We start from the raw sequence: 24,161 nt of genomic DNA, 5'->3' as shown, positions 1-24,161 counted from the left end.
CTCTCCCGCCACCTCCCTGCAGGCTCCCCTCCCGGCTCCCCTCTTCCCCTTCCCCTCCCCTCACAAAGCCACCGGGGACGCGCCGCTCGGCCTGACCTCCCTCCACACCAGATCCGGACTCGGGCGTGAATTTCCGGCGGGGCGGGGTACTCATTCAGCAGAGGTTGAATGGAGCGCCGTCATGCATGCAGAGACCATGGCCCTGGAGCGGGGCACGCCGCTTCCTCTGGAGCGTGAGCGGGTTCTGGCCGCCATGCTCGGCATTCCCGCGCTGATCCGCCACCCCGTATGGCGGCGCGCCGACCCCGAGCAAGGACGGGGGCGGGGTGTGGTGCTGATACCCGGCTTCGGGGTCGGCGGCAGCAGTCTCGCGCTCGTGCACTCCTGGCTGGCCGCACGCGGCTACAAACCCGCTGGCGCGCGCATCGGGCTCAACGTCGGCTGCACCACCGACCTCGTGAAGCGGCTCGAGCGGCGGGTCAAGGAGATGGCGGACCGCACCGGACGGCGGGTCGTCCTCCTGGGGCAGAGTCGCGGCGGTTGGCTCGGCAGGCTGGTCGCCGTGCGGAGGCCGGAGTTGGTGCGGGGGCTGGTGATGGCGGGCAGCCCCGTCCTCGACCCGCTCGGCGCGCACAGCAAGGTCGTCCGTGTCGCCCAGTTCCTGGCCCGGTTGTCGGCGATGGGCGTCCCGGGGCTGCTGAACGCCGCCTGCCTCTCCGGAGACTGCATGCGCACCCACCGCGCCGCGCTTGGGGCCGCGTTGCCGGTGCCCGCGTTGGCCGTGTACTCCCGCCAGGACGCCATCGTCCCCTGGGAGCTGTGCCTCGACCCGTGCGCCGAATGCGTCGAGGTGTCCAGCAGCCACACCGGGATGGCGCTGGACCCCGCCTTCTTCGCCGCCGTGCAGCCCAAGCTCGCCGAATGGGCCTGAGTCACACCGCGTGCGGGTAGCTCTCCGGCAGTTCCCCGGCCTCCCACCGGGCCGTGCGCTCCAGGGGTTGGAGGGCGCGGGTCTCGTCGACGTGGATCACCGCGTCGAACTGGCGGGGCAGCCGCGTGCGGAAGTAGTGGCTCTGCCGCTCCGTGCCCGGCCGGTAGATGACGCCGATCGCGCGTTCCAGCCGCGCCGACTCCAGGATGTCCGCCGCCCGCCCCGGCTTGGTGAAGTCCAGCATGAACTCCACCAGCCCCGTGTCGTGGAACAGCCGCTCGACGCTGTCGTCCAACGCGGGCCGGACCCGCTTGCGGTCAGCCGGACCGCCCCAATCGTCAGCGGCGGTAACCGTGCCGGTATACGTCGTGAACCCGATAAGCCTGCAGTCGTCCGGATGACGCTCACGCACCAACTGCCCGAGGTTGAACTCCCCCCGCAGCGACATCTCCGTCGCACGAGCGTCCCCCAGATGCGAGTTGTGCGCCCAGACCACGATCTTCGCTGGCTCGCCCGCGGTGACCCCGATGTGCTCGGCGAGCGCGTCGAGGGTGTCGCCCATGTGCTCGTCGCGCAGGTTCCACGACGACACGCGCCCGCCGAACATGGTGCGGTAGTAGCGTTCCGCCGACTGGACGACATGCGCGTTGCGCTCGGCGTGGAAGCGTTCGTCCTCGGCGAGCAGGCCGTCGCGGTCCGCGTGCCGCTGCAGGTCCAGCAGCTGGTCGAGGATGCGGCCCTCGCAGTCCTCCCCGGCGCCGAACGCCGCGGCGAGGCCGAAGCCCTGGCCGTCGTCGCTGTGGTCCAGGCACGAGTACCGGTCGCGGGCGCGGGCCGCTGCCTCGGGGTCGACGCCCTCGAGGTAGGCGATCACCTGCTCGGCCGAGCGGTGCAGGCTGTAGAGGTCCAGGCCGTAGAAGCCGACCTGGTCCCGGCGCTCGTTGTGCCCGCGCAGCCAGGTGAGGAACTCGACCACCTCGGTGTTGCGCCACATCCACGCCGGGAAGCGCTCGAACCCGCCCAGCGCCTCCACCGCGTCGCGGTCCTCGCCGTGGCCGCGCACCCACCGGTTGACCCGGTACGCGTCCGGCCAGTCGGCCTCGACCGCGACGGCGTGGAAGCCGCGCTCCTCGATGAGCCGCCGGGTCATGCGGGCCCGCGCGCCGTAGAACTCGTGCGTGCCGTGGGACGCCTCGCCGATCAGCACGAACCGCGCGTCGCCGACCAGGTCGAACAGCACGTCATCGGCCGGGACGCCGCCCTCGACCGGGATGGCGCAGGCCCGGACGACGTCCACGTCGGTCTCGTCGCGGACGGTCGGGGCGGGCGCGGCCCGCAGCAGGTCGGTCACCTCGCGGTCGTCGGTCTGCGCGAAGTCCCAATAGGACTGACCCACCGCGTGGAACGGCGACGGCGTGGTGGCGCAGACCACCTCGTCGACCTCGCGCCCGAACTCCTCGCACGTCGACGCTGACGCGGTCGGCACGGCCACGACCAGCCTGCCCGGCCCGAGCTCCCGCAGGGCGCGCACGGCGGCCCGCATGCTCGCGCCGGTGGCCAGGCCGTCGTCGACCAGGATCACCGTGCGGCCCTCGACCCGCAGGGGCGGCCGGTCGCCGCGGTAGGCGCGCTCGCGGCGGCGCAGCTCGCGGGACTCCTCGTCGGCGACCCGCCGGACCACGTCGGCGGGCACCCGGTAGCCGCGCACCACGTCGTCGTTGAGCACCATCACCCCGCCGCTGGCCAGCGCGCCCATCGCCAGTTCCCGGTGCTGGGGAAGACCGAGCTTGCGCACGAGGAAGACATCGAGCGGCGCGCCCAGCGCCGTGGCCACCTCGTAGGCCACGGGGACGCCGCCGCGGGGCAGGCCGAGCACGAGGACGTCGCCGCGGTCGCGGTAGTGCGCGAGCAGGCCCGCCAGGACCCGCCCGGCGTCCTGGCGGTCGCGGAAGAGTCGGTCCGCCATGTCCGATCGGCTACCCGAGCGGGCCGGGCGGAAAACCCCACCAGGTGTCGAAGTCCCGGCGACGGGTTACCCACCCCCGTGACCTCACGTGCGGAACCCCCGGAGCGCGACGGCGAGCACACCCTCGTCAACCAGTACCTGCGGCAGATCGCGGCGACGCCGCTGCTGACCGCTGACGAGGAGGTATCGATCGCCAAGCGGATCGAAGCGGGCGTCTACGCCGAGCAGCTGCTGCGCGGCGAACCGCCCGTGCCGAAGTCGGAGCTGACCAGGATCGCCCGCGACGGGCAGCGGGCCAAGGACCACATGGTGCGGGCCAACCTGCGGCTGGTCGTGTCGATCGCGAAGAAGCACCTGCACCGCGGGCTGCCGCTGCTCGACCTGATCCAGGAGGGCAACCTCGGCCTGATCCACGCGGTGGAGAAGTTCGACTACGCCAAGGGCTTCAAGTTCTCCACCTACGCCACGTGGTGGATCAGGCAGGCGGTGGAGCGCGGCATCACCACGCAGAGCCGCACGGTCCGCCTGCCCGTGCACGTCGTGGAGGAGCTGTCCAAGCTCGGCCGGGTCGAGCGCAAGCTCCAGCTGACCCTCGGCAGGCCGCCGACCGTCGACGAGGTGGCCGCCGAGCTGGGAGCCAAGCCCGAGCGCGTCATCGAGCTGCGCCGGGTGGACCGGACGGCGATCAGCCTCGACACGCCCGTGGCCGCCGACACCGACACGACCGTGGGCGACCTGATCGAGGACAGCGAGATCATGGACGCCTCCGACATCGTCGCCTACCAGGGCCTGGCGCGGGAGCTGCGGGCGCTCGTCGACGCCCTGCCCCCGCGCGAGGCGATGATCATCACCCTGCGGTTCGGCCTCAACGGCGGCGAGCCGTGCACGCTGCAGCAGGTCGCCGACCGGCTCGGGCTCACCAGGGAACGCATCCGGCAGCTGGAGAAGATCGCCCTCGCCAAGCTGCGCGACCCGGACACCCCGCTGCTGTCCTGGGCGGGATGAGGGAGGTTGCCGTGTTCATCGACGAGGAAGTGCGGATACCGGTCGACCGGGTCGGGCTGCCCGCCCACGTCGCCCTGCCCCGGCGCACCAGCGGCGCCATCGTCTTCGCCCACGGCAGCGGCAGCAGCCGCCACAGCCCGCGCAACCAGCGGGTCGCCGCCGCCCTGCGGGACGCGGGCCACGGCACCGTCCTGACCGACCTGCTGACACCGGAGGAGGAGGACCTGCGCTTCGACATCCCGCTGCTCGCCAGCCGCCTCGCGGGCGTCGTCGACTGGCTGGCTGACCGGCTGCCCGACACGCCGATCGGGCTGTTCGGGGCGAGCACGGGCGCGGCCGCGGCGCTCGTCACCGCTGCCGAGCGCCCCGCCGCCGTGCGCGCGGTCGTCTCCCGGGGCGGGCGCCCGGACCTGGCGGGCGACGCGCTCGGCCGGGTGCTGGCCCCGACCCTGCTGATCGTCGGCAGCCTCGACCACCCGGTCATCCCGCTCAACCGCCAAGCCGCCGAGCACATCCGCGCGATGGCGCGGGTGGAGATCGTCGCGGGCGCGACGCACCTGTTCGAGGAGCCCGGCACGCTGGACCGGGTCGCCGCCTTGGCGGCGGAGTGGTTCACCACCAACGTCGGCACCGCGCCCGCACAGCCCTACCCGTCCTGACCGGGCTCAGCCGAGCGCGGCGATGGCGACCTCGGCCGCCTCGGCGACGAGGGCGTCGCGGTACTCGGCGTCCGGGGTCGGGCGGGTCGTCATGACGGCCATGACGATCGGCGCGCGGTCCGGCGGCCAGAGGACGGCGATGTCGTTGCGGGTGCCGTAGGCGCCCGCGCCGGTCTTGTCACCGACGATCCAGCCGTCGGGCGCCCCGGCGCGGATCAGCTTCGCGCCGGTTGTGTTGCCGCGCAGCATCTCGACCAGGATCTCCCGCCTGTCCTCGGGCAGCGCGTCGCCGAGGGTGAACGCGCGCAGGGTGGTCGCGAGCGCGCGCGGGGTGCTGGTGTCGCGGTCGTCGCCGGGGACGGCGGTGTTGAGCTCGATCTCGTAGCGGTCGGCGCGCAGCGTGCGGTCGCCGACGGCGCGCATCGCCTCGGTGAAGCCGCTCGGGCCGCCGAGTTCGGTGAGCAGCAGGTTGGCTGCGGTGTTGTCGCTGAAGCGGATGGCCGCGTCGCACAGGGCGCGCACGGTCATCTCGGTGTGCTCGCCGGTGATCGGCGAGTTCGGGACCAGGTCGTCCCGGTCGTAGCGGATCACCCGGTCCAGGTCGGTGCCCGCGCGCAGGATCGCGCCGACGGCGAGGGCCTTGAAGGTGGAGGCGTAGGCGAAGCGGTCGTCGGCGCGGAAGGCGACCTCGCTGCCGCTCCCGGTGTCGATCGCGTACACGCCGAGCCGGGCGTCGAACCGCTGCTCCAGGGCGGCGAACTCGCCGTCGCGGGAGACCGGGGCGGCGGTCGTCGTGACCGGTGTGGTCGTCGCTGTCGTCGGCGGCGCTGGTTCGGCGGTCGTCGTGCAGCCGGTCGCCAGGGCCAGCGCCGCCGTCGCCGCCGCCAGCCCCCGCTTGATGTTCCCCATGGAAGATCCCCTTTCGGTCCACGCCAGTCTCGCGAGCGCGATTGATGCTGTCCAAGACGGAAGCGCGCACTTCCATGCCGGAATCGCATAGGATCGCGGCGTGGACCTGATCGGCGCGTATCGCGCGTTCGCGCACGTCGCCGAGCGCGGCAGCTTCACCCTGGGCGCGGCGGCGGCGGGCATCCCGCAGTCGGTGGCCAGCAGGCGCGTGGCCGCGCTGGAGGAGCACCTCGGCGGGCGGCTGTTCGACCGCTCGACGCGGCGGGCCGCGCTCACCCCGTTCGGCCGCGACCTGCTGCCGTCGGCGAAACGGCTGGTCCGGCTGGCCGAGTCGGTCGAGCACGAGGCCAGGCGGGCGAAGCGCAGGCCGGTCCGGATGGCCGTCCCGGACACCTGCGCCACCCTCGACCTGGCCTGGCTCGACGCCGACGCGCGGGCCCACGACGTCGTCATCGACTTCCACCGCGCCCCGCCCGCCGAGCGCGCCGACCTCGTGCGGGCCAGGGAGGTGCCCATGGCGCTGCTCGCGGTCCCGCCGGACGAGGGCGACTGGACGGTCCCGCTCGGGGTGGCGGGCGTGGCCCCGGCCCGACCCGGCGCGGTGCACCTGGAGTCGCTGCGCATGGACCGCACCACGACCACCCGCCGCCGCGTGCTCATCCAGCCCGAGGACGACGTGCCGCACGTCCGCGACCGGCTCCAGCAGGTCCGCGACGCAGTGGGGCTGCGGCCGTCCCAGGTGGCCGTGGCCGACTCGCTGGTGGCCGCCGTCGCCGAGGTCCTGGGCTCGACCGACCTGCTGCTGTGCTCCCGGGCGCAGGCCCGCGAGTTCGGCCTGCACTGGCGGCCGCTCGGCGAGCTCCGGCTCGCCCGGGGCTACGACCTGGTCGACCCCACCGGGACCGTCCACACGCACCTGTCCGACGCCATCGCGCGCTGCCTCGGCGCGGAGGGGGCCCAGTGATCGACGACCTGCGCGCCGAACTCGACGACGCGGGCCTGCGCGGCTCGTTCCTGGTGCGCGACCTGCGCTCCGGCGAGGAGATCGGCATCGAGCCCGACCGGGAGCTGCCCTCGGCGTCCCTGGTCAAGGTGCCGCTGGCGATCGCCACCCTCGAGCGCGTCCACGCGGGCGAACTCGACGGCGCGGCGCAGCTGCTCGTGCGGCCGGGGCGGGACCGCACGCCCGGTCTCAGCCAGTTCCGGCACCCCGCCCGCATCGCCGTCGACGACCTGGTCTACCTGTGCGTCGCCATCAGCGACGGCACCGCCGCCGACGCGCTGTTCGAGCTCACCCCGCCCGAGCGGGTGACCGGCCTGCTGCGTGAGCGCGGCCTGCGCGGCATCACCGTGCGGCATCCGATCCAGGAGCTGAGCGAGACCCCGGCCGACCGGCTGCCCGGCCCGCTGGCGCACTCGCTGGCGATCGGCGCGGGCACGGCGGGCGGCGGCCACCCTGTCCCCCAGCTCGACGTGACCAGGGGCAGTTCGGGGACGGCCCGCGCGTTCGTGGACCTGTTGGCGGCGCTGTGGACGCCCTCCCGCGTCACACCGGAGGTCGCCGCGCGCGTGCGCGAGCTGATGGGCGCGAACGTGCTGCGCCACCGGCTGGCCCCGGACTTCACCTCCGACGCCACGACGTGGTCGTCCAAGACGGGCACGCTGCTGAACCTGCGCCACGAGATCGGCGTGGTCGAGCACGCCGACGGCCAGGCGTTCGCGGTGGCGGCGCTGACCGAGTCCCGGGTGCCCGCGGCCGCGCAGCCGGGCGCGGACGCGGTCATGGCCCGCGTCGCCCGGGCGCTGCGCGACCACCTGCGGTTCTAGACTGCCGCGCATGGCACCACGCCGAGCCAGGGTGGCGGACGTGCACCGCATCGCCGCCGCCATGCCGCACGTCACCGTGACCCACGCGGCGAACGGCAAGGCCGTCTACCAGGTCGGCAGGAAGTCGTTCGTCTTCTTCCGCAACCCCCGCCCGGACGCGGTCGACCCCGACACCGGCGAGCGGTACCCGGACGTGATCGTCTTCTGGGTGGCGTCCGAGCACGAGAAGCAGGCGCTCGTGCAGGACGAGTCCAGCCCGTTCTTCACCACCCCGCACTTCGACGGCCACCGCTCGGTCCTGCTGCGCGAGAGCCGCATCGGCGAGCTGACGGTGGACGAGCTGACGGAGGTCGTCCAGGACGCGTGGCTGTCCCAGGCGTCCCCGGCGCGGGCTCATGCCTGGTTGGCGGGCAGCAACCGGCCATCGGCGGCCGACTGACCCGCCCGGCTGCCACCGTGGGGGCCGTGAACCTTCCCCAAGCCCCCGAACTGGACGAATACCACTACCCACCCCGCTGCCTGCGCGCCGCGGGCGCGCTGTGGATCGCCAGCGGCGTCCTCCTGATCCTCATCGGCCTGGCCCTGTTCTCCCAGCGGATCTGGGCGGGCCTGCTGTTCGAGCTCGTGCTCCCCATCCTGCTGGCCTCCGCCGGGGTCTACCTCTGGCGCCGCGGCCTCTGGCTAGGCCGCGGCGCCGACGCCCGCACGGGCCTGCTCGTGGTCGGCCTGCTCGGCTGCATCACCGTGTGGCCCGCGCTCCTGGTGGCGACCGCGGTAGTCCTGCAGACCCGCCCCGCCGCCGACCGCTGGTTCACCCACTGACCCCCTCGCCCCGCCCTACCGCCCACCCCCCGATGGGCCCGCCCCGACCACTTAGCCACCGCTCCCCGCGCGGTATCGCCCTCCACCGCAACCGACCCACCACCCAAGCCACCGCACGCGCGGCACCAGCTCCACAGCACACGCCCGCATCACCCAGCCCTGCCGATCACACCGACACCGACCCACCCGCCTCAGCTACCGCACCCCACGCGGCATCGCCTCCCCAGCAACCCGCCCAGCCGTGCCGATCACACCAGCCCGCTGACCCAGTCACCGCACCACGCGCCCATCGGCTCCGCGACGGCTGGCCCCTCCCCCAGAGCACCCTCAACCAGCTCCAACACCCTCCTGACCTACCGCCTCGGCCGTTGGATCGTGTGCCGGGTGGGCTCGGCGGCGGTCGGGTCCTCCGGCCAGCGGTGGCGGGGGTAGCGGCCGCGGAGTTCGGCGCGGACCTGTCGGTAGCCCGTGCGCCAGAATCCGGCCAGGTCCCCGGTCACCGCGGCGGGCCTGCCCGCAGGGGACAGCAGGTGCAAAACCACCGGCACGCGGCCGTCGGCCACCGTGGGGCTCGCGGTCCAGCCGAACACCTCCTGGATCTTCACCGGCAGCGCGGGCGGGTCGGCGGTGTAGTCGACGCGGACGTGGGAGCCGGACGGCACGGTGATCCGCTCGGGCGCCAGCTCGTCGAACCGGCCCGCCTCCGGCCACGGGACCAGCGAGCGCAGGGCCGAGGCCATGTCCAGGCCGCGCAGGTCGGCCGCGTTGCGGGCGCCCGCCGCCCAGGTCTCGGCCGCGGCGAGCACCGCGGCGTCGTCCATCGCGGGCCACGGGTCGCCGAGGACGCGGTGCAGCAGCGCCAGGCGGGCCCGCACCGACTTCGCCTGGTCGCTCATCCGCACCAGGGCAAGACCCTCCTTGGCCAGCCCATCCCGCACCGCCGCCCGCACCGCCGCCGACGGCGGGTCCGCCAGCGGCCGCTCCCGCAGCACGATCGCGCCCAGCCGCCGCACCCGCCGGGCGACCACGTCGCCGTCGGCCCAGCGCACCTCGTCCTCCTCGACGAGCAGCGCGGGCGCGGCCCGGACCGCGGTCTCCTCGTCGGCCACGGCCGCCAGCCGCACGACCCCGACCCGCCCGGTCCAGTCCGCCGACGCCACCGCGAGCCATTCCGGCTCGCCGAGCCCGTCCGGCAGGTCCACGGCCGTGCCGCCCGCCATCAGGTACGACCGCGACCCAACCGCCCGCCGCCGCGCCAACCGCTCCGGGAACGCCAGCCCGGTCACCAGCGCCGGGTCGACGTCCCTGCCGCTCTCCCTCCCGCCCAGCCGCCGGACCTCGCGGCGCCAGCGCTGGGTGTTGGGCGACCCGCGCCGCAGCGCACGCAGGGCGCCTGCGAGGTCGATGCCCGCGGCGAGGGTGTCGTCGTCCAGGACCGCGACCACCTCCGCCGAGCCCGGACAGTCCACCAGCGCGCGGGCCAGGCGGGGGTGCACGCCGAGGCGGGACATCTCCCGGCCGCGCGCGGTCACCTCGCCGTCGCGGAGGGCGCCGAGCGCGGTGAGGGTGGCCCGGGCGGCGGCCAGCGGACCCGGCGGCGGCGCGTCCCACCAGCGCAGGGCGGCGCCGTCCGGGGTGCCCCAGCAGGCCAGTTCGAGCGCGAGGCCGGTCAGGTCGGCCGTGCGGATCTCCGGCTCGGGGTAGCGCGGCAGCGTCGACTGCTCGTGCTCCGGCCAGCACCGGTACACCCGGCCCGGCGCCTCCCGTCCCGCGCGGCCCGCGCGCTGCTCGGCCACCGCGGCCGACACCCGGACCGTCACCAGGCCGGACAGGCCGCGCCCGTGGTCGACCCTCGGCACCCGCGCCTGGCCCGCGTCCACCACCGCCCGCACCCCGGGCACCGTCAGGCTGGACTCGGCGACCGCCGTCGCCAGCACCACGCGCCGCCGCGCGCCGGGCCGCAGCGCGGCGTCCTGTTCGCCCGCGGGCAGCCGTCCGTGCAGCACGACCACGTCGGCGTCCACGTCCAGCGCGGCGGCCACCCACCGGATCTCCTTGGCGCCGGGCAGGAAGACCAGCACGTCACCGTCCCCTTCGGACAACGCGCGGCGCACCGCCCGCGCCACGACGCCGTCCAGCCGCTCCCCCCGCACCGGCGGGACGTAGGCGACCGACACCGGGTGCGCGACGCCCGGCACCTGGATCACCGGGGCGTCGCCGAGCAGCACGGCCAGGCGGTCCGCGGCGACGGTCGCGCTGGTCGCCAGGATGCGCAGGTCGGGCCGCAGGCCGTCGCGGGCGTCGAGCAGCAGCGCCAGCAGCAGGTCGGCGTCGAGATGGCGCTCGTGGCACTCGTCCAGCACGACGGTGTCCACCCCGGACAGTTCCGGATCGGACTGCAGGCGGCGCACCAGCAGCCCGGAGGTGACCACCTCGATCCGGGTGTCCTTCGACACCTTCCGGTCGCCGCGCACCGCGTACCCGACGCTCGCGCCGACCGGCTCCCCCGCCAGCGCCGCCATCCGCGCCGCCGCGGCCCGCGCGGCGATCCGGCGCGGCTCGGCGACCACCACCCGGCCGGGCAGCGCGGGCGGCACCAGCGTCGTCTTGCCCGTGCCGGGCGGGGCGACGAGCACCGCCGTGCCGTGCGCGGCCAGCGCGGCGGCGATCTCCGGGAGGGCGGCGCTGACGGGCAGGTCGGACATGCGCACCAGCCTCTCAGGTGGCGGCCGGTAGCCTCGAAGCGGACGAAAGGGAAGAACACGTGGGTGGAGCCGAGCGGAACCAGCGCAAGCGCAGGCAGGCACAGCAGGCCGCGCCGCCGCCGGTCGCGACCGCGCGCAAGGCGCCGGTCGACGGCAAGCGCATCGCCATCGCCGTCGCCGTGGTCATCGCGGTCGGCGCGATCATCGCGGGCTTCGTCTACAGCGACAGCGTGAAGAACGCCACGGAGGGCGAGTCCATCGCCGTGGTGCCGTCCACGCTGGATGTCCCGGTCTCCCGCGACGGCGCGGTCGTCACCGTCGGGCGGGACGACGCCCGGGTGACCATCGACGTCTACGAGGACTTCCTCTGCCCCGCGTGCCGCTCCTTCGAGGAGGAGCACGGCGACGACATCGAGCGCGCAGTCGCCGATGGCGACGCCCGGGTCCGCTACCACCTGATCAACCTGCTCGCCGAGCGCTCCGACCCGCCCGGCTACTCCACCGACGCGGCCACCGCCGCCCTGCTGGCCGCCGACGCGGGCGTGTTCCCGGCGTTCCACAAGAGCCTCTTCGCCGCGCAGCCCGACGAGGACGCCCGCGGCTGGGACCGCGAGCAGCTCATCGCCCTGGGCGCCGCGCTCGGCGCCACCGACCCCGCGTTCGCCGACGGTGTGCGGTCCGGCGCGCTCGGCGACGTCGTGGCCGCGGAGTACGAGCGCGCCCGCACCACCGACTCCCTGCTGCGCGACCGCGGCGGCGAGCGCCTCTTCGCCACCCCCACGGTCGCCGCCGACGGTGTCCTCGTCGACACCGCCGACGACGCCTGGCTGGCCAAGCTGCTCGGCTAGAAGCCCGGCAGCGGCGCGGGCCCCTCGGTCCAGCGCACCACGCGCCTGGCCTTGCCCGCCTCCGTGCGCGGCACGCTGCCCGGGGGCAGCACCCGCACGTCGCAGCCGACCCCGAGCCGCTCGTGCAGCGCGTGCGCGAGGTCGCCGCCCAGACCGGCAGCCTCGACGACCGCCTCGACCGCCACCCGCAGCTCGGTGCGCGCGGCGCGGCGGTCCTCGATGATCAGGTAGTGGGGGCCGACCCGGTCGTCGCCGAGCACCACGGCCTCGATCTCGGTCGGGTAGACGTTGACGCCGCGCACGATCAGCATGTCGTCGGTGCGGCCGAGCACCTTCGACATCCGCCGCATCGTCCTCGGCGAGCCTGGCACGGCGTCGGCCAGCGTGGCGACGTCGCCCGTGCGGTAGCGCAGCAGCGGCATGCCGGTCTTGGTGAGCGTGGTGAACACCAGCTCGCCCGGCGTCCCGTCGGGCACCGGGTTGCCGTCGGCGTCGACGCACTCGGGGTAGAAGTGGTCCTCGGCGATGGTGAGCATCCCGCCGGAGTCGGCCGACTCGCAGGCGACGCCGGGGCCGATGATCTCGGAGAGCCCGTAGATGTCGTAGGCCCTGATCCCCAGCAGCCGCTCGATCTGCCCCTTGAGCTCCGCGGTCCACGGCTCGGCGCCGTGCACCCCCACCTTGAGACTGGTCGGCTCCACCCCCGCCGCCGCGCACGCCTCACCGAGGTGGACGGCGTAGGACGGGGTGCAGGTCAGCACGTCCGGACGCAGATCCCTGATCAGCGCTACCTGCCGTTCGGTCATCCCGCCGGACAGCGGCACGACGGTCGCGCCCAGCCGGATCGCCCCGTGGTGCACCCCGAGCCCGCCGGTGAACAGCCCGTACCCGTAGGCGTTGTGCACGACACTGCGCGCCGTCGCCCCGGCCGCCGCCAGCGCCCGCGCCATCACCTCGGCCCAGATCTCCAGGTCACCGGCGGTGTAGGGCACCAACGTGGGCCGCCCACCGGTCCCGGAGGACCCGTGGACACACACGACCTCCTCGGCGTCGACCGCCCTGAGCCCGTGCGGGTAGTGCTCCCAGAGATCGAACTTGCGCACCATCGGCAACCGGTGGATGTCCTCCAACGAGACGTCGAGGCCAGACCGCACCCCACAGTCCCGCAGCCGCGCGGCCTGCAGCCCACCAGCCGCGAGCAGCCGGTCCACCAGCCCCCGCAACCGCCCCTCCTGCACCCCCCGCCGCCGCTCGGGTGCCATCCCCTCGACCTCAGGGGACACCATCAACGCCTCGTCGCAGTGTGTGGTCACGGTCACTTGGTCTAGCACCCCGATGACCAGCGAGGGAAGCCCCCGACCCCCCGATTTCACCCCCACCCACCCCGTCGTGTAGCGTATGCGCAGCACGCCGGGGAGCACTCCAGCGTGACTGACCCGGGGCTGTGGCGCAGCTGGTAGCGCATCACACTGGCAGTGTGAGGGTCAGGGGTTCGAGTCCCCTCAGCTCCACAAGTGAAGATTAGTCAGATCACCCACCTGGCCTGCAACAACAGGCATGGTGGGTGATCTTGTTTTGTGTCTGGTGTGGACACCGGTGCACCTAGCTGGAGCAAAACTGGAGCAGCGCCTCTATCGAGGCGAAACAGGGTCACGGGTTTGCTCCAGGTTCGGTGGCCCGATTGGGTGAAGTCGGGTACCGGCTTCGTCTCGCCGCTCTCGATGCCCTAGGTAGGGTCCGCGGGTTCAACCAGGGAGCAGGGTTGGTGGTCGCGGTGCGCACAGGAGTGGCGGCGACCGTAGCCGGAGGGGGCGGATGAGCCCGCAGCGGGGCAGGCGTCAGCAGTCGGGTCTTCTCCAGGGGCACTACAAGAGCCGGTCAGCAGTACCGCCCGTCGATGTTGTCGTGCGCCAATCGTGGCGCGGCCTGCGCGGATCGCCGACTGCAGCCGCGGTCACTTGATCCGCTCGCCCCGGATCAACCCACCGACCTGTTCGTCGCCGACCTGCGAATCGGTGACGATGGCCACGCGAAGTTGAGGAGTACCAGGCCAAACTCGGCGACACCGCCGCCCGCCTCGGCCTGATCAACGCCCAGATGGCCGACCTGTTCGTCTCCGTGTGCGACACCGACGACCACGGGAACGAGTAGCCCTGCGACGACGAAGGGCCGCGACCTGACCCCGCTTCGGAGGAAGGATGAACGGCGACTACGTCCGCTCCCACTATCAAGTGCCCGCCAAACGCGGCGGCCGCGTCGTCTTCGGCGGTCAGCCCGGCGTCATCACCGGCGCGTACGCGCGGTTGCGCTTCGACGGGAACGCCACTCCGTCCCGATGCACCCCGCCTGGCGTATGACCTACCTCGGCATCGAAGGACACCGCGCTGACCACCCCTGCCCCGGCGCAGTCAGAAGCCCGAATAGTCCTCCAGCGCCTCGCTCGCGGTGGCCGCGTCGACCTCCGCGCTGCCGCGCTCGCCGGACTCGGGGCTCTCGTTTGTCATGGCCAGCCTTCACATCAAGATCAGGGGGCGGGTTGCTAGGGTGTGGACGAGGCCTTCAGGTGGTCTAGGTGCCCGACGCGCTCGTGAGCTTGTTCCGCAGCGCCTCCGGTAACCGATCCCGGACACCGGCCACGGTCTTCGGCTTGGTGATCAGTTCGTCGACCAGGTCGTTGATGGTCTCCAGCAGCAGCTCCACCAGCTGCGGGTCCTCGGTGTCGTCGACGGCAACCACGACTAGGTCCCCGCGCTTGTGCGGGGTGGACCGGGCGGCCCCGGCCCCGCAGTCGTGGTCCTACGATCACTCCCTCGACACGCGTCTGCCGTGGTGACCGCTTCGCGCCTGGCCGCCGACTAGTGTTCCCGTATGAGTTACACGGCACAGGTCCTTCGCGTGTTGATCGCCTCGCCGAACGACATCCCCGACGCGCGGGACGCGGTCGAGGAGGCCATCCACAGCTGGAACGGCGCCAACGCCCGGAACAAGCAGATCATCCTGCAGCCGTGGCGCTGGGAGTCCGCGGCGGTCCCGATGCTCGGCAAGCCTGCGCAGGAGCTGATCAACGCCCAGGCGGTCGACGAGTCCGACATCGTGTTCGCGCTGTTCGGCAGCAGGCTCGGGTCCCCCACCGCGGCCGCGGTGTCGGGCACGGTCGAGGAGATCAAGCGAGCGGTCGAGCAGGGAAAGCCCGTCCACCTCTACTTCTCCACCGCGCCGCTGCCACACGACGTCGACACCACCCAACTCGAAGGGCTCCGGGAGTTCAAGCGGGAGATCCAGAGCCGCGGACTGCTGGGAGAGTTCAGCAATCCCAACCAACTCGGCCACGAGGTGTGGAAGGCGATCGAACACGACGTCACCCAGTTCGACCTGGGCGTCCCCGTCCTCACACCCAAGACCGGCGTGGACCTCCTCGTCCAGCCACGACAGGAACGCGAGCTCGCCTCGGTCAATGCCAAGGGGAAGTCGAACTACCGCACCCGGCGGTGGCTCGAGATCACCAATCAGGGCTCGGCGGACGCCGAGGACCTTCGCATCGAGCCCGTCGGCAACGCAGGCCTGCACGTGGTCGGCACCGAGAACCCCACGATCATCCACTCCGGCCAAACGCGGACGTTCAACTACGCGCTGGTATCGGGCGGGAACGACGACCCCAAGGTGCGGATCACCTGGACCGAGAACGGCCAACAGCAGCAGCGCGAGTTCCACATCGGCTAGCTCGTCTCGAACCCGCAGCCCAAGGGGTGTCGCCGTCGTCGGAGACCGACAAGCCAGGTGCACGGCGACGGCGAGGTGCGCGACGTCACTATCAACGCATTACTCGGCGTCGACGACATCATCGTGCCTCGACCTGGTCAGCTTCCCCCACTGGAGGCAGAACCTGGTCGCCCGAAGATAAGGCCAGCAAAGCGTTCGAGCAGGTAGCGATTCCCGAGCGGCAGGCAGGCACTACCGGCCCAGCAGTTCGCACCCTCGCGTTCGCTCCAGATGATGCTTCGATCGGAGCGATCACAGCGCAATCTCCCCAAGGCAGTCCATCCAGGCGAGCCGTGTTCGGCGCTGTCTCTTAGCCGCGCGTAGCACTAACCGCACGGCCCGACCGCGCTCGGTGTTAGGGAAACCGAATTGGTCATCAACGGGCATCACCGCAGCATTGGATTGCTGCGCTGTGAGCAGGTTCAGCTGCTCACAGCGCAGCCCTCGCGCGACCAGGTACCACCCGCACCTCAGCCGCCACATTACGGCGGTCACCTCTTGTACCACGGGAGCAATTCGCCTTCTCCTGCAGATTCCACCTCGGCGACCACCAGTCGCAGCGCACCTTTTATGAAACACTGACTATGATCAGAATTTCAAGTAGGTGCCTGCCTAGAAGTCCGAATCCATGCGCTCGTCGTCGTCCATCTCGTATAGAGTCTTGCCAACGGCTTCCGAGTTCGCTCCCGAGCCCCCGTCCTCAAGCCCGAGCCTTTCGTAGGCGGAGGTGTCCCATCCTTCTTCCTCGAAGAGAGCCAAGAGGGCCATACTTATATCGCGGGTGTGTGCAGCAATCTCACTCGAGGGACGATCTGTCCGCTCCTGAAGGTGGGCACGGATCGCCTGTATCGCTGCTTCTGGATCCGCCACATGGAAGTCCCACCTGGCGGTAACACTGATGCGCGCAGGCCCGCCGCTACTCGACAGGTCTGTCGATGGATTGAGATGGTCTCTGCGACGACGCCTGAAGAGCTTCATGGGGGTTGGGTGCTCCGCTGCCTCGGTTGATCCACGACTGGGTCGAGTCTACTAGCTCGGGTGCCTCCATCGGAAATGGATGACGGCCCCGTTCCTGAAGTCGACATGGTAGTGATCTCTGCTTGAGCAAAAACCACGAAACGTTCCGCACCTGCTCCGCTTTGCGACTCGCTTCGCTGCCCCGTATGCAGCCTTGCGGGTTTTGTAGGTCTTTGTCTTGTGGCCACGAGGTTGTCTGCAGTTGTGAACAAGCACGGCTTGGTTATCGACACCCACGTAGTACGTGTGCGTGACACCCACTGAGAGGTTTCGCACGCTGGTGTTAGCAGTGTGCACAGCAATCCGGGTGATGACAGCCGTTCCGGTGGGCGTGCGAAGACCGTCGCCGACTTGCAGGTCCTGAGCGTCTGTCCACCCTTGGCCGATGACGTAGAAGGGGTGGCCATCGGTAGCTTTGACATCGTCCGATACACCATCGTCGTCAGTGTCGATTCCGACATCGACAATCACCTTCTGGCCTTGGCCAGCGATGACGTGGGTGACGGGTTCACCTCGTGTCATACCCGTTGCGGGGTCCGTGACCAGCACAACATCACCGACCTCGATATCGGCGATTGGCTGATATGTTCCATCGCCCATCAGTACGGGCGTGTCGGGGGTAAAGGAGTTCCGCAAGCAGTTTTTCAGTCGCTGGAATACTCCGCCGGTTCGGAAGCGGCCACCGACCGAGCGGAAGCTGCGGACTGCACGGTAGGCCCTGGCGCACCAGCGGACGCAGGCGGCGATCAGTGGCACCCAGATGGCGCGTCCGTCCAGGTCTGTGGTGTTGATCGGGTTGCCCGCCGTGTACTCGTAGTCGTTCGAGGAGCCGCCTTCCTCGGGGTCGACGGAGAGGAACCGGCCGGTAAGCGGGCTGTACGGACGTGCGCCCATCTGTACAAGAGATAGCGCGCCGCCATGCTCATAGGGACGCAGGTGTTGTCCGAGCCAGCCGAAGTCCATCTCGCCGGGCTGGTTGTCCGGGACGTTATCGGGATCGGTGGTGCCACCGCCGCCCAGCGGTTCGCCGAACGCGCCAAATGTCCGCAGCCCGCCCGCCTGCAGCCCAGCGGGATCGGTTGTCAACGACAGGTCACCTCGGACGGTCGGGTGATCCCAAGTGGGGTCGACAGCGTCGCCTCCACCGTCGATGGTCTGGATGACACCGCCGGGCAGTTGGATTGTGCGAGAAAGGACCTTCTTGTCTTCCGCCAATGCGAAGTCGGCGTTGTCCCCTTCGGTGGTGTAACCGTACAGGACGACCTCGTCGCTGGCAGCGTCTACCACGGTACGGCGGATGAGGCGGTTGGTCGCGTCTCGGCCGTAGTTCACCGCGACGGGGTCCAGACCCACGGTCGCAGCGCTGACGTTGCGGTCAGTGCCGTCCCAACCGAGATGGGTTGTCGACCCTCCGATGGTGTACTGCAGGGTGTTGCCGTGGTCGTCGTATTCGATAGCCGATACAGCGGTTTCCGGAGTACCGCCTGTGGTGGTGAGCAGTCGATCGGCGTCGTCGTAGCAGTACCCGGTCTCGACCGTGGCGGCCGACGTCACGTCGACCAGCCTGACGCGGTTCGTGTTCGTGCCCGAGTTGGTTCGACTGCCGGTCGGGCAACCAGAGGGAGCGGCCGAGGTATAGTCGTAGGTTCGGTGGTGCCCGCCGGTCCAACTCTGTGTGAGTCGCCCTGCGTCGTCGTAGGTGTAGTTGGGGCCTTCGGGGCGAGCGTCGGCCCCGCCAAGCGATTCGTCGATGATGGTGCCTGCCCGGCTACGGGACAACGCCGAGACGATGTCTTGCCCGTTCGACAGGCGCCAAGTCACCGACGTGACCTGACCATTCCCGTCCTTAGTGATCGAAGCGAGGCCGGTACCGTTGGAGTAGGCGGCGGCGAACAGTTCTCCTGCATCGTCGTAGCTGACGGTAGCCAGCACCGTCGCCCCGAGGCTTGTAGTGAGAACACGACCGGCGTCGTCGTAGGTGAAGGTCATCACCTGGACCGAATCCGCTGAGTGAGGCAGATCGACCTTCTCCTCGATTACACGGCCCACGCGGTCGAAGGTGGTGTCAGTACGCACGCCGTGGATATCGGTGTACGACACAACTCGACCGAGCAGGTCGACCGTGGTGGTGACACTTCCGTTGTGATCAGTGATCGAGGTCGTCAGAGGGTCACCGCCCACAGAGTGGTCTGTCGTCACGGTGCGCACGCCCGCCGCAGCAGACGCCGGGTACACAGTTTGCACGACTCGATCGCGCGCGTCGTAGGTGATGCACGTCCAGTCCCCTGCGACGGACTCGGCGATCACTCGGCCGGAAGCGTCGTAGACCTGTTCGTCAACGCGGGCGGGTCCGTTCGCGGGCGTGGGGTGGGTCGTCAGTTTGGCCAGCCCACCCTGGTTGATAGCGGGACTTCCGGGAACGCACGGGTTGGTGCGTGCTTCGGTATCGCCGTAGTACTGGTAGGTGGTCTGTGTTCCGGCGGGAAGAGTTCTGGCTGTGGCACGCAGGTAGCCGGTGGCGGGTGGTTCGTGCGTGCTCGTGGTGCTTAGCCCTCCGGTGGTCGTCGTGGTGGCGAGGCCGAAGATGGGGTCAAGCCCGGTGTAGTCGGTAGTGCCCACCTGGTTTGGCACACCGTCGGACTCGAACTCCGTGCTGGAGGTGGTGAGGCCGTAGCCGGGCTTGAGGTATTGGCCGGGGATTGCTTCGTAGGTGCCGGACGGGGGTTTGCGCCAGTTGAGGTGCAGTTGACCGGCACCGCGGTCGTTGTAGTAGTCGATGCGGATGCGGTGGGTGGCCCCGGCGGTGGCGGTGAAGGTGCCGGAGATGGGGCGCGCCGCTCCGGGAATCCAGGACTCGGCGATGAGTTTGTCGTCGATGAAGAGTCGGACGCCGTCGTCGACGTGGGTTTCCAGGGTGTAGGTGCCCGCGACGGGGAACGTGATCTGCCCGGTGAGACGGATGGAGAAGGTCGCGGCGGGGATGTCGGGGTCCGGGGACTGGGTGCTGGTCCAGTCGGATCGGATACGCCCGTCGGCCAGGCCCAGTCCGGTCTGGTGGACCTTGGGCATGCCGGTGAGGGTCTTATTGGCGTAGAGGCTCGCGGCGAGGCCGTTGATGCCTTCGTCGTAGGCGGTCCGGGTGTGCGGGACGGTCTCCGCGCAGGCCGCGGTGGGGGTTTGGCCTGCGAAGCAGGACGCCGGGCCTGGGCCGTACTTGTCGGTCGGCCGGTCCTGGGCGTCATAGACGGTGGTCGAGACCCGTCCGGCCGCGTCGGTGGAGGTGAGTTGCTGGTCCTTGACGCTCCACGTCTGGGAGGTGGTGCGCCCGGTCGCGTCGGTGGTGGTCAGGAGCCGGTCGCTGGCGTCGTAGGTGATCTTGGAGTAGAACCCGCTGGCCGGGGTCAGTCCCGCGACATCCACATAGGTGGTGCGGTTTGCAGGCTCGTAGCGGTAGCCGCGCTGCGGACGGTCCTGCCCCGGTGTGGGGACGGGGCTGCTGATCGCGGTGACGGCGGGTTTGCCGTTGACGGTGGTGTAGGAGATGAGGGTGGTGGCGTCGGCTGCGGGGTTGGTGGTGGGGTTTGCTGCGACCCAGTCGGCGCCGAGGTTGTCGCGCACTCCGGTGAGCAGGCCGGCGGCGTCGTAGGCGTAGTCGGTGAGTTCGCTGCCGGGGTCCTCGATGCGTGCGAGGCGGCCCTGGGTGTACCAGTAGCGGGTCTCGGTGCCGTCCCAGTAGGTGATGCGGCAGAGCATCCGCACCGGCGGCAGTGCGTCGAAGCCCGGTGGGACCGGTGTGGCGCCGTAGCAGTTCTCGCCGGGCCGGTTGTAGGTGAGCGTGTGCGCGCGGCCGGAGACCGGGTCCTTGATCTGGGTCAACCGCGACGGGGTGCCGGAGTAGATGTTCTGCAGGGCCGCGGGCTTGCGGGAGTCCAGGACGCTGCTGAGCGAGTCGAGTTTGCCGTCGGTGTGGAAGACGTAGACGTCCGAGCCCTCGGTGAGGGTGATGCGGCCGGTGGTGTCGAAGGCGAGGACGCCGTCCTCGTCCTCCGGCGGGGCGTAGCCGCCGGTCGACTTCTTGGTCCAGGTGTGCTTGGCGCCGGTGGCGTCGGTGATCACGATGGTCTGGTCGACGACCTTGGCCTCGGTGTAGACCGCGCCCGAGCCGTCGAGGTCGGCCGAGAGGGTCCAGCCCTTCGGCAGCGACGGCGATTCCACTGTGGTCAGCCAGTCGGAGGGGACGATCTGGGAGGGGACCGAGGCGCCCGCGGTGGTGCGGGTGTAGAGCTTCATGCGGGCGTTGCCCGCCATCTCCTGCAGCTCGATCTTGATCGGCACCGCCTGGCCCGCGGTGAGGGCGACCCCGGTGGACTGGGTCCAGTCCGGGCTGCTGCGGGTGTTGGCGACGTCGTAGACGATGTTGTTGTTGATCCAGATGACCGGGCCGTCGTCGTGGACACCGGCGAACTGGTAGGTGCCGGTCACCGGCGGGACGAAGTAGCCCTCCCAGCGCACCAGCCACCAGTCCGGGCCCAGGGCGGGCGGGTGCGGGGACGCGGCGCCCCAGTCGACGTTGACCTGCGGCTCGTGTCGGACCAGGACGGGCTTCTGGATCGCGTCGTTGATCAGTCCGGCGTGCGAGGGGTCGTCGAAGTAGGAGGCCTTGAGCCCCTTGATCTCCGGCTGCTGCGAGTTGTAGGTGAGCGTCAGCCCGGCGGTGCCGCCGACGGTGGTGAAGGTCGGTGACGAGGCGCTGGTGGTGAGGTTGCCGTTGGCCAGGTTCACCTCGACCGGGCCCATCGAGTCGACCGGGGAGGGGCCGCGGTCGCCGATGCGCTGGTCGACCTTGAAGTGGCGCACGGTCGTGCCCTGCGTCAGGGTCGATCCGCTGTAGCTGCTGGCCAGCCAGGTGTAGGCGGCGCCGTCGGTGAGCACGCCCTCGGGGATCGTCCAGGACGTGCTCGTCTGGCAGCCGGAGTCCACGACCATGCCGGACTTGCCGTCGGAGCCGGTGGCGACGGTGAAGCAGTACTTGACCGCGTCCCCGTCCGGGTCGGTCACCGGGTTCACCGACAGCGTCGGCGTCAGGGTCGACAGGACCGCGTGGTCCGCGGGCGCGGTCTGCGTGGGCACCGGCGGGGCGCTGCCGGTGTCGACCAACATCGTGGCCGACATGTTCTTGTACGTGTAGGTGCCAGTCTGCTCAGTGCCGCGCACCATGAAGTACGCGGTGTTGCGGCTCGCGTTGACCTCGTTGCGCAGGAACGTGCTCAGCCTGCTGTCGCTGAACTGACCCACGTCACCGACCACGGCGGTGGCCAGGTGCTGGCCGATGCCGCTGTAGCTCAAGGAGGTGGCGTGGTACAGGTTGGCGTTCCACGCCCGGAAGAAGCCCTCCGTGCCGATCCTCGCCATGTCGATCCGCGCGCTGACGACGTTCTTGCCGAACAGCGGCGAGTAGTCGAACTTGAAGACCGTGCGGTTGATCGAGTCGCCGTTGGCCAGGCTGTTGCCGAACTTGATGCCACAGTTCTGACAGGTGTAACCGTCCGAACGGTAGACCCGCGAGTCCGTCACGCCGAGCTGGAACGTCGGGTCCACGCTCACCGGGTACACCCGCTCCGGCGCGCGCAGCCACTCCTCGTCCACCGACACGGTCAGGATCCAGCGCTGGCCACGCTTCTCCAGGCCGTAGCTGCCGCCCGCCAACGTGCGCCGCTCCTCGGGCGCGGAGTCCCACGCCTCCACCGGCGGCATCACGATCAGAACGTCACCGGCCGTGTCGACCAGCTCCACGACCCCGCCCTCGGCCAGGCGAGGCGTCAATCCCTTGGTGTCGAGCGTGAACCGCCACGACGCCGTCGCGGGCGGGCGCCGCAGGACGATGGTCTCCTTCACCGAACCGGGGGTGACCTCGTACTTCAGATCGGTGTCCGGCAGCACATCGAGGTACTCGGCGTTCGCGCCCTCGGCCCGCACCGGCTTGTCTGCCGCGCGCTCCATGCCCAACGCGACCGACTTGCCCCACACGTCGACCTTCACCACAGCCGAATCGGCAGCGTTCGCCGCGAAGGACGGGTTGAGCGGGTGCCTACCGGTCCTCGTCCGCCCACTCGCCTGGTCCGCGCGCAGGGACGTGTCCACCGGCACCCACAGCCCGCGCTCGGTCTGCACGTTCAGCGGTTGGCTGGACTGCTTGAGGGTCCGCGTCCCGTCCGGGTTCTCGTACTCCTCGACGAACATCGACGCCGACACCAACCGAGACCGCTCCGGGTCGAACGAACTCCCCCGAACCTCCCCGATCCTGCCCACCGGCTCGAAATCCGCACCGGGATCCGGTCTCACCGCAGGCGACGGCGCGGGCCGCTGACTCGCCAACGCGGGCAGATCCCGAGGATCCACCGCAGGCGACGGCACCTCCTCGGCCACGGCAGGCTGCGCCAACGCCGACATCAGCGACGCCACAAGAACCGCCACCAACACCGCGACCAGCCCACGCACCCAGCGCAGCCCAGCATGCACCCGCGACATGAAGCCCCCAGAAGCCGGACACACAGCCCCACTGGCTGCGTGCACAAACGGCGCTACTCTGCGGCATCGGGAGGCAGCTCAGCAATACGCCGAACGGGCGCAACAGATGCCTGACAACAACAACCACCCACTACCATATAGTCCAAGATTTGGTGAACAAGTACCCATCGACACGTCCGCCATCCGGGCAGCGTCGACACCGCAGCCCGAATCAACACGCGCTGTCGGTCGGGACAGGCAGCACAGCGTCGTCACAGTGGGCGAACTCCGCACTCGCCGCCCGCGCGATGCTCGCCACCGTGCGCCAGTCGTTCTCGGCTTCTGCGTCCAGAAATTGCATGGCGCGGGTGCCCAACCGCATCCGGACGTGCGCCCGCCCAGGCGCCCGGGATCGGGTGATGGGTCGGGAGGTGGGCGTGCAGCGCGGGCCCGGCGGCTCGGGCGGCCGCTGCTGGATCTGCGGACACACCGCGGTGGCGGGAGTAACGACTACCCGGACGCCGCAGCAGGACTCGCCTGCTGTGCGCCGTCCATGACCGCGCCGTCTTAGGCGCCCAACTGGACGCACCAGGCCCCGACGCCGAACCCGCGTAGGACCCTCGTCCTCTGGCGCCGGTCAACCGCGGTGACCCGCGCCGGGGCAACGAGTAAGAAGTGTCGGTTCCGCCTGAACCCTTCGGGAGCAGGACGTGCTCCAGCAGCCGGCGGATGGTGAGGTTCTGCTCTACTGCCGCTGCCGCAGGCACCAGAGGGTGGAGAAGTCATAACCGCCATCGCCGTATTCGTTCTCGATGTAGTAGTGCGTGGTTCCCGGGTGGACTGACAGGCGTCGAGTCCAGAGTGCCTCCCCTCCGCCCCGCTCTTCACATCGATGCTGAGCACGGTTGACATCGCGGTGTGTTTTGAGGAGCACGACACCTTTTCCATGCGGGGGGCCTCGTCGGTGCCGAGATTCACCACGCAGTCTCCGACCCTGACCTCGGTGGGATCCTCCGGATAGACATCGCGGGGGACCGGCGACGCCGGGGTCGTGGACACCGGCGCCGGCACGGTTGTGGTCGTGGACAAGGTCACCGAGCTGGGAGCGGCCTGGCCGTCGGCGGATGGCCGCCTCGTACCGCCGATCACCACTGCTGCGACCATGCCGACAGCCACCACTCCCCCGACAGCGACGATTCCTACAGT

At 70.7% G+C, this 24,161-nt stretch carries 16 protein-coding genes and 1 tRNA gene; 10 read left to right on the top strand and 7 right to left on the bottom strand.

The genetic code is table 11. The annotated features are described in order from the left end of the window. Positions 1-181 precede the first annotated feature (181 nt). Positions 182-931, top strand: coding sequence for an alpha/beta hydrolase (locus Actkin_RS05350; protein ID WP_396122940.1), 750 nt, complete (start codon positions 182-184; stop codon positions 929-931). Between the two features lies 1 nt (position 932). Here the strand turns inward: Actkin_RS05350 and Actkin_RS05345 are convergent, their stop codons facing one another. Beyond that, positions 933-2,897, bottom strand: a complete 1,965-nt coding sequence (locus Actkin_RS05345) for an erythromycin esterase family protein (protein ID WP_258906191.1) — start codon at positions 2,895-2,897, stop codon at positions 933-935. A gap of 78 nt (positions 2,898-2,975) precedes the next feature. On the opposite strand from Actkin_RS05345, the gene Actkin_RS05340 reads away from it, so the two are divergent. Further along, positions 2,976-3,902 carry a sigma-70 family RNA polymerase sigma factor gene (locus Actkin_RS05340; protein WP_258906190.1) on the top strand — a complete coding sequence of 309 codons (927 nt, stop codon included), beginning with the start codon at positions 2,976-2,978 and terminating at the stop codon, positions 3,900-3,902. Continuing rightward, positions 3,899-4,561: a dienelactone hydrolase family protein gene (locus Actkin_RS05335; RefSeq protein ID WP_258906189.1), complete on the top strand. Its 663-nt coding sequence runs from the start codon at positions 3,899-3,901 to the stop codon at positions 4,559-4,561. Before Actkin_RS05340 ends, Actkin_RS05335 begins: the two co-directional genes overlap by 4 nt. 6 nt (positions 4,562-4,567) lie before the next feature. Here Actkin_RS05335 and bla read toward each other — a convergent pair whose 3' ends face one another. Continuing rightward, positions 4,568-5,470 (bottom strand): class A beta-lactamase, encoded by a 903-nt coding sequence (bla, locus tag Actkin_RS05330; protein ID WP_258906188.1) that lies wholly within the window; start codon positions 5,468-5,470, stop codon positions 4,568-4,570. A 100-nt stretch (positions 5,471-5,570) separates the two neighbouring features. On the opposite strand from bla, the gene Actkin_RS05325 reads away from it, so the two are divergent. Genes Actkin_RS05325 through Actkin_RS05310 form a run of 4 tightly spaced genes read left to right on the top strand, consistent with a single transcriptional unit; the run spans position 5,571 to position 8,119 of the window. Continuing rightward, complete coding sequence (locus tag Actkin_RS05325) at positions 5,571-6,434, top strand: LysR family transcriptional regulator (RefSeq protein WP_258906187.1); 864 nt, start codon at positions 5,571-5,573, stop codon at positions 6,432-6,434. Continuing rightward, a complete protein-coding gene (locus Actkin_RS05320) occupies positions 6,431-7,297 on the top strand; it encodes a serine hydrolase (RefSeq protein WP_189212387.1) in 867 nt (288 codons plus the stop codon). Before Actkin_RS05325 ends, Actkin_RS05320 begins: the two co-directional genes overlap by 4 nt. Before the next feature lie 10 nt (positions 7,298-7,307). Further along, positions 7,308-7,736: an MmcQ/YjbR family DNA-binding protein gene (locus Actkin_RS05315; protein WP_258906186.1), complete on the top strand. Its 429-nt coding sequence runs from the start codon at positions 7,308-7,310 to the stop codon at positions 7,734-7,736. A 26-nt stretch (positions 7,737-7,762) separates the two neighbouring features. Further along, on the top strand, positions 7,763-8,119 hold the full coding sequence (locus Actkin_RS05310; protein ID WP_258906185.1) for a 7TM-DISM domain-containing protein: 357 nt from the start codon (positions 7,763-7,765) through the stop codon (positions 8,117-8,119). Between the two features lie 353 nt (positions 8,120-8,472). Here Actkin_RS05310 and hrpB read toward each other — a convergent pair whose 3' ends face one another. Then, positions 8,473-10,824: an ATP-dependent helicase HrpB gene (gene hrpB, locus Actkin_RS05305; protein WP_258906184.1), complete on the bottom strand. Its 2,352-nt coding sequence runs from the start codon at positions 10,822-10,824 to the stop codon at positions 8,473-8,475. Positions 10,825-10,883: 59 nt separating this feature from the next. Here hrpB and Actkin_RS05300 point away from each other — a divergent pair, with 59 nt between their 5' ends. Further along, positions 10,884-11,672, top strand: coding sequence for a DsbA family protein (locus Actkin_RS05300; protein WP_258906183.1), 789 nt, complete (start codon positions 10,884-10,886; stop codon positions 11,670-11,672). Here the strand turns inward: Actkin_RS05300 and Actkin_RS05295 are convergent. Beyond that, positions 11,669-12,985, bottom strand: coding sequence for a phenylacetate--CoA ligase family protein (locus Actkin_RS05295; RefSeq protein WP_258906182.1), 1,317 nt, complete (start codon positions 12,983-12,985; stop codon positions 11,669-11,671). The two genes, Actkin_RS05300 and Actkin_RS05295, sit on opposite strands and share 4 nt — an antisense overlap. A gap of 125 nt (positions 12,986-13,110) precedes the next feature. On the opposite strand from Actkin_RS05295, the gene Actkin_RS05290 reads away from it, so the two are divergent. Continuing rightward, positions 13,111-13,183 (top strand) — tRNA-Ala (locus Actkin_RS05290). A 1,057-nt stretch (positions 13,184-14,240) separates the two neighbouring features. Here Actkin_RS05290 and Actkin_RS05285 read toward each other — a convergent pair. Then, positions 14,241-14,408, bottom strand: coding sequence for a hypothetical protein (locus Actkin_RS05285; protein WP_258906181.1), 168 nt, complete (start codon positions 14,406-14,408; stop codon positions 14,241-14,243). A 132-nt stretch (positions 14,409-14,540) separates the two neighbouring features. On the opposite strand from Actkin_RS05285, the gene Actkin_RS05280 reads away from it, so the two are divergent. Continuing rightward, positions 14,541-15,392, top strand: coding sequence for a DUF4062 domain-containing protein (locus Actkin_RS05280; RefSeq protein WP_258906180.1), 852 nt, complete (start codon positions 14,541-14,543; stop codon positions 15,390-15,392). Positions 15,393-16,043: 651 nt separating this feature from the next. On the opposite strand, the gene Actkin_RS05275 is transcribed toward Actkin_RS05280, so the two are convergent. Both Actkin_RS05275 and Actkin_RS05270 read right to left on the bottom strand, forming a co-directional pair. Continuing rightward, complete coding sequence (locus Actkin_RS05275; protein WP_258906178.1) at positions 16,044-16,409, bottom strand: hypothetical protein; 366 nt, start codon at positions 16,407-16,409, stop codon at positions 16,044-16,046. A 51-nt stretch (positions 16,410-16,460) separates the two neighbouring features. Continuing rightward, entirely contained in the window at positions 16,461-22,946 is a 6,486-nt protein-coding gene (locus Actkin_RS05270; RefSeq protein WP_258906177.1) for a PA14 domain-containing protein, read from the bottom strand. Positions 22,947-24,161 lie beyond the last annotated feature (1,215 nt).

The organism is Actinokineospora sp. UTMC 2448 (assembly GCF_024760565.1).
In the GTDB taxonomy this organism is placed as follows: domain Bacteria; phylum Actinomycetota; class Actinomycetes; order Mycobacteriales; family Pseudonocardiaceae; genus Actinokineospora; species Actinokineospora fastidiosa.
This window is presented reverse-complemented; position numbering and strand designations above follow the sequence as displayed.

Excerpts from the sequence above, each read along its gene's own strand:
- Actkin_RS05315 (WP_258906186.1), top strand. The coding sequence starts at position 7,308 with ATGGCACCACGCCGAGCCAGGGTGGCGGACGTGCACCGCATCGCCGCC.
- Actkin_RS05275 (WP_258906178.1), bottom strand. The coding sequence starts at position 16,409 with ATGAAGCTCTTCAGGCGTCGTCGCAGAGACCATCTCAATCCATCGACA.
- bla (WP_258906188.1), bottom strand. The coding sequence starts at position 5,470 with ATGGGGAACATCAAGCGGGGGCTGGCGGCGGCGACGGCGGCGCTGGCC.
- Actkin_RS05345 (WP_258906191.1), bottom strand. The coding sequence starts at position 2,897 with ATGGCGGACCGACTCTTCCGCGACCGCCAGGACGCCGGGCGGGTCCTG.
- Actkin_RS05350 (WP_396122940.1), top strand. The coding sequence starts at position 182 with ATGCATGCAGAGACCATGGCCCTGGAGCGGGGCACGCCGCTTCCTCTG.
- Actkin_RS05335 (WP_258906189.1), top strand. The coding sequence starts at position 3,899 with ATGAGGGAGGTTGCCGTGTTCATCGACGAGGAAGTGCGGATACCGGTC.
- Actkin_RS05280 (WP_258906180.1), top strand. The coding sequence starts at position 14,541 with ATGAGTTACACGGCACAGGTCCTTCGCGTGTTGATCGCCTCGCCGAAC.
- hrpB (WP_258906184.1), bottom strand. The coding sequence starts at position 10,824 with ATGTCCGACCTGCCCGTCAGCGCCGCCCTCCCGGAGATCGCCGCCGCG.